The sequence below is a fragment of the Desulfocicer niacini genome (genome assembly GCF_054657595.1).
Map to the genome: position 1 here is coordinate 40,125 of NZ_BAAHYK010000012.1, position 12,183 is coordinate 52,307.

At 51.0% G+C, this 12,183-nt stretch carries 10 protein-coding genes; 7 read left to right on the plus strand and 3 right to left on the minus strand.

The annotated features are described in order from the left end of the window. Window positions 1–15: 15 nt before the first annotated feature. The gene (gene miaA, locus ACYQ2M_RS08170) at window positions 16–954 is read right to left on the minus strand and encodes a tRNA (adenosine(37)-N6)-dimethylallyltransferase MiaA (protein WP_459915841.1); all 939 of its coding nucleotides are present in this window, start codon (window positions 952–954) and stop codon (window positions 16–18) included. Window positions 955–1,670: 716 nt separating this feature from the next. On the opposite strand from miaA, the gene ACYQ2M_RS08175 reads away from it, so the two are divergent. From ACYQ2M_RS08175 to ahbA, 7 genes are all read left to right on the plus strand, one after another. Further along, the gene (locus tag ACYQ2M_RS08175; RefSeq protein WP_459915842.1) at window positions 1,671–6,119 is read left to right on the plus strand and encodes an FAD-dependent oxidoreductase; all 4,449 of its coding nucleotides are present in this window, start codon (window positions 1,671–1,673) and stop codon (window positions 6,117–6,119) included. 195 nt (window positions 6,120–6,314) lie between these two features. After that, complete coding sequence (locus ACYQ2M_RS08180; RefSeq protein ID WP_459915843.1) at window positions 6,315–6,740, plus strand: hydrogenase iron-sulfur subunit; 426 nt, start codon at window positions 6,315–6,317, stop codon at window positions 6,738–6,740. A gap of 10 nt (window positions 6,741–6,750) precedes the next feature. Then, window positions 6,751–7,698: a 4Fe-4S ferredoxin gene (locus ACYQ2M_RS08185; RefSeq protein ID WP_459915844.1), complete on the plus strand. Its 948-nt coding sequence runs from the start codon at window positions 6,751–6,753 to the stop codon at window positions 7,696–7,698. A 16-nt stretch (window positions 7,699–7,714) separates the two neighbouring features. Beyond that, window positions 7,715–8,764 carry a 4Fe-4S dicluster domain-containing protein gene (locus ACYQ2M_RS08190; protein WP_459915845.1) on the plus strand — a complete coding sequence of 350 codons (1,050 nt, stop codon included), beginning with the start codon at window positions 7,715–7,717 and terminating at the stop codon, window positions 8,762–8,764. Window positions 8,765–8,774: 10 nt separating this feature from the next. Continuing rightward, entirely contained in the window at window positions 8,775–9,620 is an 846-nt protein-coding gene (locus tag ACYQ2M_RS08195; RefSeq protein ID WP_459915846.1) for an FAD/NAD(P)-binding protein, read from the plus strand. A gap of 173 nt (window positions 9,621–9,793) precedes the next feature. Further along, window positions 9,794–10,111, plus strand: a complete 318-nt coding sequence (locus ACYQ2M_RS08200) for a TusE/DsrC/DsvC family sulfur relay protein (protein ID WP_459915847.1) — start codon at window positions 9,794–9,796, stop codon at window positions 10,109–10,111. Between the two features lie 123 nt (window positions 10,112–10,234). Next, window positions 10,235–10,681 carry a siroheme decarboxylase subunit alpha gene (gene ahbA / locus ACYQ2M_RS08205; protein WP_459915848.1) on the plus strand — a complete coding sequence of 149 codons (447 nt, stop codon included), beginning with the start codon at window positions 10,235–10,237 and terminating at the stop codon, window positions 10,679–10,681. A gap of 79 nt (window positions 10,682–10,760) precedes the next feature. On the opposite strand, the gene ACYQ2M_RS08210 is transcribed toward ahbA, so the two are convergent. Both ACYQ2M_RS08210 and ACYQ2M_RS08215 read right to left on the minus strand, forming a co-directional pair. Beyond that, window positions 10,761–11,552 carry an MlaA family lipoprotein gene (locus ACYQ2M_RS08210; RefSeq protein WP_459915849.1) on the minus strand — a complete coding sequence of 264 codons (792 nt, stop codon included), beginning with the start codon at window positions 11,550–11,552 and terminating at the stop codon, window positions 10,761–10,763. Continuing rightward, window positions 11,542–12,165 carry a Tgt2/MlaC family protein gene (locus ACYQ2M_RS08215; protein ID WP_459915850.1) on the minus strand — a complete coding sequence of 208 codons (624 nt, stop codon included), beginning with the start codon at window positions 12,163–12,165 and terminating at the stop codon, window positions 11,542–11,544. The genes ACYQ2M_RS08210 and ACYQ2M_RS08215 overlap by 11 nt, the downstream gene beginning before the upstream one ends. Between the last annotated feature and the right edge of the window lie 18 nt (window positions 12,166–12,183).

Sequence of the window (12,183 nt, forward strand, 5' to 3'; positions counted from 1 at the left end):
ATCACCTTCCATTTATCACCCCATGGGTTTGTCGTAGTTTTGTTCCATAAATTGAGCCACAAGTTCAACGGCCTTTGCAACTTGATCCGGCTCAACCCAGACCATGTCTTTCTCATTTCTAAACCATGTGAACTGGCGTTTGGCATAGCGCCTGGTATCACGTTTAAGCAGAACAACCATCTCTTCATGGGTGGTCCGGCCATTGAGGTAATCGCATACATGGCGGTATCCAATGGACTGCATGGCTTTAATACCGCAGTGGTATCCCATCTGCCTGAGCCCTATCACCTCGTTTACCAACCCCATTTCCAGCATGAGATCCACCCGGTGATTAATCCTTTTGTACAGACGTTCCCGATCCATGGTCAATCCCAGTTTCAAAGCCTTGTATCTGCAGGGGGCAAACTGATGTTTTGTATGAAAATGGGAAAGGGGCTGTCCTGTACTCTCAAAAACCTCCAAAGCCCGCACCACCCGAAATCGGTCATTGGGGTGTATCCGGGCAGCAGCAATAGGGTCCACCACCATGAGCCGTTCATGGAGCACGGCTGATCCCATGTTTGCGGCATCCGCCTCCAGGCGGGCAATGATTTTTTCATCTGCGGTACGTCCTTGGAACAGACCGTGCAGAAGGGCTTTGATATAGAACCCCGTTCCCCCGGCCACAATGGGCAACCGATTTCGGGAGAGCGTGTCATCAATGGCAGCATCGGCCAAGGACACAAACCGGGCAGCATCAAAATTATCCAGGGGATCAGCAAAATCCACAAGGTGATGGATAGCCTGACGGCGTTCGTCCGCATCAGGCTTTGCCGTTCCAATATCAAAATGCCGGTAAATCTGCATGGAGTCCGCACCCACGATTTCCCCATTAAAAATGGTGGAAAGTGCGATGGCAAACCCGGTTTTACCAACCCCTGTGGGACCGCATATCACAATTATTTTTTTTTCCATCTGTATTTCATATCACCATGGAGATGATCTTTCAAAACAAAAAATTGGGATGGTCATAACATGGTACACCCAGGATTTGATCACAAAGTCGCCCACTTCGTTCTGAAATCAAAGCGCAGGCAATGGGGGGGGACAGGCAGCTGATCATTAAATGACTCATTCTTACGGGACGAACGGGTCATTTAGTCCCCCGATTCAGTTAAATCTTTCCACCCCCCCCCGGCAGATTTTCATGTTCTTCAAAAAAAAATATTTTTTTTTACACTTAAAAAACAAGTGCATATCCTTTATTTTACATGGGCTGCTCCTGCAATTTTAAAACAAACAACACACTGGTATTTCAATTGCACTGGCAAATGGAAAGCAAATATTGCTCACAACATATTTTGGGTGGGGTTAGACTTGCGCTATTGACACTTTTATTTAAATTTAGCTTATAACACAGATGGTTACAAAAACAACAATACCACACATCTGACCCCGTTACTCCAACAAATGCAACAAGAGCCCCATACTGTGATCAAGCCAGGAAAACACTTAATTTAATTCATTTTCTTTCTTGTAATTATATTGACAACCTTAATTTCAGCGTTTAAACTCAACAGGACTTCAACATTTCAAGCGCAAACTCATAAATAACAGTCCATGGTGGCAAAACGTCAGAACAAAGTCCACATTTGCTGTCATCAAAAAAACAAAATCAGGAGATTCAAAGCATGACCAACACGGCAATCGGTTCCGTAGCAGTTGTGGGAGGCGGCATATCCGGAATGCTTTCCGCCCTTGATCTTGCCAACTCAGGCTATTACGTCTATCTTGTGGAAAAGGGACCTTCCATAGGCGGGGCCATGGCCCAGCTGGACAAGACCTTTCCCACCAATGACTGTGCCATGTGAATTATCTCACCCACACTGGTCGAGGTCGGCCGGCACCTGAACATTGAGTTAGTCACATTATCACAGATTGAACACATCGCAGGAGCAGCCGGAGATTTCCAGCTGACCCTGAACCAAACACCCCGATACATAGACACCGCCAAGTGCACCGGTTGCGGAGAATGCGCCGATGCCTGCCCTGTCACCCTGCCAAGCCTGTTTGAACAGGGGCTGGGGAATCGCAAAGCCACTTGGCGCCCCTACGCCCAGGCGGTTCCCGGTGCATTTTCCATCACCAAAAAAGATCGTTCCCCCTGTACCAATGCCTGCCCCAATGAGGTGAACGCCCATGGATATGTGGCCCTGGTACGGGAGAAAAAATATAAAGAGGCCCTGGAGGTCATCACCCGGAATCTGCCCATGCCGGGTTCCATCGGGCGTATCTGCCCCCACCCCTGTGAGGATGCCTGCCGTCGGCAGGAGGTGGAAAGCCCCCTTTCCATCTGTTCTTTAAAGCGATTTGTTGCAGATCAAGTGGATGTAAATACCCTTGACCTCCCTGAGGTAACACCCCGGAAAGAAAGGGTGGCCATTGTGGGTGCAGGTCCATCCGGACTTACGGCTGCCTGGTTTCTGGCCAATGAAGGCGTTCAGGTTACCATTTTTGAAGCACTGCCCGCCGCAGGCGGCATGCTCAAGGTGGGTATCCCGGACTATCGTCTTCCCCCGGACATCCTTGAAAATGAAATAAACTTCATAACCCGCCGCCCCGGCGTTGAAATAAAATACAACACGGCCCTGGGAAAAGATTTCACTGTGGATTCCCTCATGGAAGAGGGGTATCAGTCGGTGTACCTAGCCATTGGATGCCACCAGGGCATGCAGCTGGGGATTCCCGGTGAAGACCTTGAGGGGGTTATTTCCGGTGTAAAATTATTAAAAGAGGTTGCCCTGGGAGAATTTGGCCGGCTCCATGGCCATGTAGCCATCATCGGTGGTGGGGACGTTGCCATTGATGCGGCCCGGACAGCCCTGCGGGTGGGTGCTGAAAAAGTCAGCATCCTTTATAGAAGAACCGAGGCGGAAATGCCGGCCCGGGACGAAGAAATTGAAGACGCCCTGGAAGAAGGGGTGGACATTCAATTTTTAACAGCCCCCCGGGCTGTGGTGGGTGAGAATGGAAAAACGGTCGGTATCACCTGTTTTAAAATGGAACTGGGCGAACCCGATGCCAGCGGCAGAAGACGGCCGGTACCCGTGGAAAACAGTGATTTCACCCTGGACGCCTCCTTTGTAATTCCCGCCATTGGCCAGCGCACCGACAGCGCCTGCCTTGACACCTCCACGGGGGTTGAGATCAATCGCTGGGCCAACATTGACACAGATGAGGTTTCCTTTGAAACCAGCCGCAGGGGCGTATTTGCAGGGGGAGATGCAAATACCGGTGCTTCCATTGCCATAAATGCGGTGGCCGCCGGAAAAGAAGCCGCCGTTTCCATGATTCGCTACCTCAATGGCGAAGACCTGAAACAGGGCCGCGAACCCATTGAATACGCTGGAAAAGATTACAATAAAATTCCAGACAACCTGAAACCCAGCCCCCGCCAGAAGATGGATCGCATTCCCCTTGCCCAGAGAACCCAAGGCTTCACCGAAGTGGAGCTGGGATTGACCGAAGCGGCTGCCATCACCGAGGCCCATCGCTGCCTTGACTGCATGGTGTGCTGCGAATGCTTAGAGTGTGTCAAGGCCTGCGGTGCCGGTGCACTGACCCTGGAAAGCCATCTCCAGAGACCGGCACAAAAACAAATTAACGTGGGGGCCATTGTGCTCTCCCCGGGATTTGAACCCTATGATCCCTCGGGACTGGATTATTACGGCTATGACAGATCTGCCAATGTAGTCACGGCCATGCAGTTTGAGCGGCTGCTGTCGGCATCTGGTCCCACCCAGGGCCATCTGGTAAGACCCTCTGACCATAAAGAGCCCAAAAAGATTGCCTGGCTCCAGTGCGTGGGTTCCAGGGACATGAACCGATGCGACAACCCCTATTGCTCTTCGGTGTGCTGCATGTACGCCATCAAAGAGGCGGTCATCGCCAGGGAACACGCCGGGGACGGTCTGGAATGCACCATTTTCAATATGGACATCCGAACCCACGGCAAGGGATTTGAGCGGTACTACGACCAGGCAAAAAGCCAGGGGGTACGCTTCCTTAAAAGCCGGATTCATTCAGTGGACACCCTACATGATTCCGACGAATTAAGCCTTCGCTACGTCAATGACGACGGCATGATACAGGCAGAGAAATTTGACATCGTGGTCCTTTCCGTGGGGCTTGAAACCGCCCCGGAAGTGGTCCAGATGGCAAAGATGCTCGACATTGATCTGACCCCAGGCAACTTCTCCAAAACATCAAGCTTTACTCCCGTGGCCACCAGTCGTGAAGGTATCTTTGTGTGCGGTGCCTTCCAGGGTCCCAAGGATATTCCCCAGTCCGTGGTGGATTCCAGTGCGGCGGCAGGGGCGGCAGGGGCTCTTCTGGCAGCCTCCCGCAACACCATGACCCAGGTGCCCGAGGTAATACCGGAAACCAATGTGGTGGGCGAGCGTCCCCGCATCGGTGTATTTGTGTGCAACTGCGGCTCTAATATTGCAGGCGTTGTGGATGTCAAAGCGGTCAGAGACTATGCCGCCACCCTGCCCTATGTCACCTATTGCACCGACAACCTTTACACCTGTTCCCAGGACACCCAGGACACCATGGCCCAGGTTATCCGGGAAGAGAAACTCAACAGAATCGTGGTGGCAGCCTGTACCCCCAAAACCCATGAACCCCTGTTCCAGGAAACCATGATCAGTGCGGGGCTCAACAAATACCTGTTTGAGATGACCAACATCCGAAACCAGAACTCCTGGGTACACAAGAACAGCCCTGCCCTGGCAACGGAAAAAGCCAAGGATCTCATCCGCATGTCCGTCACCCGGGTGGCCCTCATGGAACCGCTTAAAGAAGCCGAACTCACTGTTCACCAGACCGCCATGGTGGTGGGCGGTGGTATTTCCGGCATGACAGCGGCGAAAAATCTTGCCGACCAGGGATACGAGGTCCATCTCCTGGAAAAGGAAAGCACCCTGGGCGGCCAGGCCAACCATCTTTTCCAGACCTTCCAGGGAGAATCCATTGCAGATTCTCTGGAACAGATGACCCAGACCGTAAAGGAAAACCAGCGCATTCACCTTCACATGAATACGGAACTGAAAAACGTTTCCGGATTTGTGGGCAATTTTGTCTCCACACTGGGTACCGGCGAAGAACAGACGGAACTCAACCACGGTGTGGCAATCCTGGCCACGGGCGCCCATGAAAGCAAACCCGAAGAGTACCATTATGGACAGGACCCCAGAATTTTAACCAGCCTGGAGCTGGACAAAAAATTCAAGGAAAATGACCCGGCCCTTACCCGGGTGAATGCCGCCGCCTTCATTCAATGCGTGGGTTCAAGGGAACCCCATCGACCCTATTGTTCCCGGGTGTGCTGCACCCACTCCATTGACAGTGCACTGGAGCTGAAAAAACGCAATCCGGACATGGCCGTTTATATTCTTTACCGGGATATCAGAACCTACGGAGAGCGGGAATACCTCTACCAGAAGGCCAGAAAACAGGGAATTATCTTCATCCGGTACACCCTGGACACCAAACCGGTTGTGCGCCTTGATAACCAGGAAATTATTGTGTCGGTGATGGACCATGTGCTGCAACGCCCTCTGGAAATTCAGGTGGATATGTTAACCCTGGCATCGGCCATTGTACCCAACCGGGATGAAACCCTGGCCAACTTCTTCAAGGTGCCTCTGAATGAAGACGGGTTCTTTGTGGAAAAACATGCCAAACTGGGTCCGTCTGAATTTGCAACGGACGGGGTATTTCTGTGCGGCCTTGCCCACTATCCCAAACCCATTGATGAGGCCGTGGCCCATGGGCAGGCAGCCGCCTCCCGGGCCGTGACACTGCTGGCAAGGGAAACGGTGCACACCAGCGGCACCGTAGCCCAAGTGAACCCCATGAACTGCAGCTCCTGCGGTGTGTGTGTGTCCATCTGTCCCTATTCCGCACCTTCCTTTGTCCTTGAGGGACGCTTCAGTGGCAAGGCCGAGGTAAATCCAGTGCTTTGCAAGGGATGCGGATTGTGCGTGGCATCCTGCCGATCCGGTGCCCTGCACCTGAAGGGATTTGACAACAATCAGATATTTGCCCAGATTTTTTCCCTGGACGAAGCGGTTTAATAACGGCAACCGTGTCACCAACGAAGGTGTTCATAACCGCCCAGACACCCCAGGGCGGTTCAAAAAAAGGGGTCAAACCAGGGCATCATCGCCAGCGGCTGATCCCCTCACACCTTGTGAACACAGAAACGTTGAGACCTTGAAATTACGCATCACCCACAGGCGTGGCTGATGCGTAAAGGAGAACAGACCAATATGTCAGAAAAGAAAACAACCAAAATTGTGAGTTTCCTGTGTAACTGGTGCAGTTACGGCGCAGCGGATCTTGCCGGGGTAAGCCGCATGCAATACCCTGAAAACATAAGAATCATCCGCATTCCCTGCACCGGGCGCATGAGTCCTAAATTTATCCTGTCCGCCTTCCGGGAAGGGGCAGACGGTGTGTGGGTGTCCGGCTGACATCCCGGCGAATGCCATTACCTGGAAGGTAATTACTATGCACGTCGTAAGTTTGCCATGATGGCCAATCTGCTGGAACACATGGGTATGGAAAAAAATCGGGTTCAATTTTCATGGATATCCTCTGCCGAGGCCACGAAATTTGCCACTGTTGCCAGGGAAGTGGCCCAGTCCGTTGAAGCACTGGGCCCCAACACGAAACTTGTGAAAGGGTCTGATTAGGGAGAATTACATGGAAAGCTACACAGAACAGATCAGAGCGCTTGCCGTTGACCTGCTGAAATCAGGAAAGGTGGATGTGGTAATCGGTTACCGCCGGGGCACCGTCCCCATGGCCACGGTACCCTTTCTGGCACGAACACCCCAGCAGGCCCAGGAACTCGTATGGGACAGTCACTGCACCCTCAACTTGGCCAATTATCTCACCAATCGCCAGGAAAAAATCGGCATCGTTGCCAAGGGATGTGACAGCAGAAACATTGTCAATCACATCGTGGAAAACAAGATCAAAAGAGAGCAGCTTCACATCATCGGGGTGCCCTGCAAGGGAATGGTGAACCCCAAAGAACTCCAGGCACTGTTCAAGGATGAAATCATCTCCTGCAGTGAAGCCGGAGATACCCTGACCATTGCATCGGCCCACGCCGAGGTGAAAATTGAAAGGGAAGACCATCTCCGGGACAACTGTGCCCTTTGCACCCACAGGAATCCCGTTATTTATGATGATCTGGTGGGAGAAGCGGTAACAGAACCGGTGTTGGAAGACCCGTTTAAAGATGTCAATGCCATAGAAGCCATGGACACCGATACAAAATGGAACTATTTTGACGATCTGCTGAAGGGCTGCATCCGCTGTTATGCCTGCCGCAATGCCTGCCCATTGTGCTATTGCCCCACCTGTTTTGTGGATGAATCCAATCCCCAGTGGGTGGGCAAAGGGCAAAACGACACCGACATCAAAACCTTTCATCTTCTCCGGGCCTTTCACTGTGCCGGACGGTGCACCGACTGCGGTGCCTGCGAGGCGGCCTGCCCCATGGACATCCATGTCCGGGCCTTCACCCGGAAACTTGTCAAGGATTCCAAAGAGCTGTTCGGATGGGAAGCCGGGCTGGACATAAGCAAACGTCCACCCCTGGACACATTTGCCCCTGATGACCCCAACGATTTCATAAAATAACCACAAGGGGACCTTCATGAAAGTCATAAAAATAGATAAAAACCAATGGACCCAGGGCATGGACAACGCCCGGCAGAGTTACCAGCTCTTTGGTCCTGTTAAAATAAAAGAAAATTATTGCTTTGCCCCCCTTGGGGGAGATCAGCAGCCGGACATGACCGGTGTGGACACGGTGTTATCCCCCAAGTCAGCGCTGTTTCCCCAGACGGAAAAGCTGTTGACCACCACCCTTGATGCTTCAAAACAGAATCATCATATCATGGAACGCTTCAGTGCGGATTATTCCCCCCGGGCCGTCATCGGTATCCGCCCCTTTGATGCCCTTGCCATTGAACTGGTAAAGCTCAACTTTGACACCAAAGAGTATCGAGATCCCTACTGGTGCGATGCCCATGATGCCACCACCTTCATCGGCCTTGCCGTGAATACCCCTTCCCGGTTTGATTTCAGCACCTCCATGGGCTCCGGCCCCTTTGATGAAAAGGGACTGGATGTACTTCTGGTGGACACGGACACCGCATATCTTGCCAGAGTGATCACCGAAAAAGGACGTGCCTTCATGGCCTCTGCCGGGTTTGACCAGGAAGCAGCCCCCGGTGATATCCAGAAGATGGAAGAGCTAAAAAAGGCGGCAGAAGAGGCCATCACCACCCGGGTGGACACGGACAATCTCAGGGAAAAACCCCTGCTGGATCTCCACCAGGCCCCTTTCTGGGAGGATATCGCTTTCTCGTGCATTAACTGCGGCACCTGCACCTTTGTGTGCCCCACCTGCTGGTGTTTTGACATCCAGGATGAAACAAAGGGAAATAATTCTGTCCGATTCCGCAACTGGGACTCCTGCATGTCCCCGCTCTTTACCCTCCACGGCTCCGGGCACAACCCCCGGGGGGAGAAAACCCAGCGGGTGCGCCAGCGCTTCATGCATAAATTAAAATATTTCCTGGACAAGTACGACCAGGGAACCATGTGTGTGGGATGCGGCCGATGCGTCAAGGCCTGCCCGGTGAATATTGATATCCGGGAAGTATGCAATGTCATGAACGATTACGAGCCACAGAAATAGAGGAGGAAAAATGGATAATCCCTATATGCCCTACCCGGTTCGCATTGCTGACATTGAGGTTGCAACCGAGGACCGATCTTTAAAGACCTTTACCTTTACCTTTTTAAACCCCGAAGATGAAACCGCCTTTGACCATAAGGCCGGTCAGTTTGCCATGCTTTCCATCCCCGGCAAGGGTGAAATCCCCATTGGTATAGCCTCTTCTCCCACGGAAAAAGGCTTTGTAAAATTCACGGTATTTCGCACCGGTGTGGTGACAACGGCCCTGCACAACATGGCTGTGGGGGATATCATGGGCATCCGGGGCCCCATGGGCAACTGGTACCCCTGGGACACCCTGAAAGGGAAAAATGTGGTGATCATCGGCGGCGGGTTTGCCTTTACCACATTACGGGCGTCCATTGTCTACATGCTGGACCCGGCCAACCGGGCCAACTTTGGTAATATTGATGTGGTTTACGGTGCCCGCTCCCCTGGAATGCTCCTGTACCGGGATGAGCTGTTTGAATGGGAAAAAAGAGACGACATCAACATGCACATCACCGTTGACGGCTGTGATGATCCGGCCTGGGCCTATAATGTGGGCTTTGTCCCCACCATTGTAGAAAAGAAAGCCCCCCGGGCAGACAAAGATACTTTTGCCATTGTGTGCGGCCCCCCGATCATGATTAAATTCACCCAGCCTGCCCTGCAGTCCCTGGGATATGGAGAAAATCAGATCATCATGTCCCTGGAAAACCGCATGAAATGCGGCATCGGCATGTGCGGTCGGTGCAATATCGGTAAAGAGCTGGTATGCAAAGACGGTCCGGTTTTTACCCTTGCCGCCTTGAATCAGACTCCGAGGGAGTATTAACACTCATTCTAAAAGGCTTATTTACAACACCGTCATTTTTTTTAACAACTGCCTTCATCTATATATTGACAAGAGAAACCGACTGGGCTATTGTTGCAAAATGTAAATTCTAAAGATAAGACGGCAAGCTTACTTATAGAAATGAAATTATTCTTTTTACAGGAGGTAGTTTAATGGCAACCGTAGAGATGAACGGAACAACCTTTGAAGTAGATGAAGATGGATTCCTGCTTGATTACAAAAGCTTCACCAACGACTGGGTTGAGTATGTTAGACAGCAGGAAGGTATTGACGAACTCAATGACGAGCACTGGAAGGTTGTAAACGTTCTTCAGGACTACTATGAGAAAAATGGTATTGCCCCCATGGTACGGGTACTTTCCAAGCTGACCAAATACAAACTCAAACACATCTATGAACTGTTCCCCTCAGGACCTGGAAAGGGCGCATGCAAAATGGCCGGTCTTCCCAAACCCACAGGATGTGTATAGTTTCTGATCTATGATCATTTTCTGATCATCCCCAAAGGCTCTGCGTTTTCCATGCAGAGCCTTTTTTTGTATGGAACATCCCACAAACAAGCCCCCCACACAAGCAAATGGAGCCCCGCCGGCATGGATTCCACTGACAGAAAAATAATCAATCGGATACAGACCCATTTTCCCATTGACCCCAGACCCTACCGGGAAATAGGCCAGGAACTCAACCTCACGGAAGCCGAAGTGATCCATCGGGTGCAAACCCTTAAAAAGAATGGCATCATCCGGCGTATTGGTGGTAATTTCGGACCCTACAAACTGGGCTTTTTCAGCACACTTTGCGCAGCCAGCGTACCCGAAAACAAGGTAAACCTTTTTACCGAAACGGTGAACGCCTACACCGGCGTGACCCACAATTACATGCGGGATCACCACTATAATATCTGGTTCACCTTTATCGCACCCTCCGAGAAAATCATTGAACACAGTCTTGAAACCATTGCCCGGGATACCGGCGTAACAGACATTCTTAACCTGCCTGCCACGCATCTTTTTAAAATAAGCGCTAATTTCAAAGTCTGATCCCATCGTTAATTAAGCCTGAGACCTGGAAAATGAAAATGCGTCCACGGGGAACATGCTTTCTTTTGTTTTTTGTATTTTATTGTTCCACCCGGTTCTGCCGCAATTGCAGATAGGCATCTTTTAAGGCAATGTAGGGATCAAATGCGGCATCCTTTAAGGCCTCATAGTCTCCAATGCGAAGGGATGTATCATTGACAGTGTCCAGGGCAGTTACACCAAGGGAGGCTTCCGTGGGCTCAAGGTACCACGTGGGACTTAAAAAATAATCTCCCACCCTGCCGGTGAGATCCCGCAGGCTTGACGGCCCCAGAAGGGGCAACACCAGATAAAATCCCTGGCCCAATCCGTAGGTTCCCAGGGTCTGCCCCAGATCTTCTTTTGAATCTTTAAAACCGTGCTGGTCCTGGGCAATGCGGGAAAAGCCAAGGCTTCCCATGGTATTGATCATAAAAATACTGATTTCCTGACCCGCCGATGTAAATTTGCCCTGGAGCACATTGTTCACAAGGCGCACCGGGAAAAGAATATTATTAAAAAAATTATTAATACCCTGTCTGAAAACAAGGGGAGTAACCGCCCTGTAGCCCTTTGCCAAAGGTTTTAAACCCCAGAAGTACAGTTTATCATTAAACTGATACATGCCGTAATTAAACCAGTATAGGGGATCTGGCACCACCGGACCTTTGTTTTCTGATTCATATTCCGCAAACAGATCATCGGCTTCAAGCGGCGGGTTCTCCAATTTTTCTGCCATTGCCGGGGAGCTGAAAATCCCCATCCAAACCGCCAGAATTAACACAATTGAAATACCTGTCTGAACCAGGGCACCTCGGCGTTTATATACCCATAAAATCTGGTTATTTTTCATTTTCCACCTTTTCCCGGACTTCCCGGATAAGATCCTCCGGACTATCCATGAATCGTTCACGATACTGTTCGCGGTAATTCCCAAGCAGGCTTACGCCTTCTATTTTTACATCATAAATTTTCCACACGCCATTGGGGGGTTTGAGCATGCGATAATCCACCGGGGTAACGACCCCGTTATGGGATACCTCGGTGAAAATATCGGCCCGCTGCCGCCCAGATTTTGTGGGAGCAAGTAAATCTTCGTTTACATACCGTACAGAAAGATCCGAAAGCGCTTCCCCTTCAATTTTGGCAAAATAGGTCTCACCAATCAGTCGGGAAAAATAAGAAATAAATTCCTCCTGCTGGGCTGGGGAAAATCGTTGCCAGCTGCGTCCCAGAGCTCCCATGGCAAAGGAGTTGAAATCAAACAGCTCCCGGGCCTTGTCAAAAAGAAGATCATCACGCTGTTTGATATTGGATTCCCCTTTATATGCAGGGTTATTCAAAATAGACAAAACATCGTTGACGCCCTTTTCCAGCACCTGTCGAGGGCCATCTTCCAGTGCCCAGGAAGAAAAAGTCCACATGATACACACCACCATCACTGTCGTTTGAATATACTTTTTCATATCAGTCCTTTCGGGGTT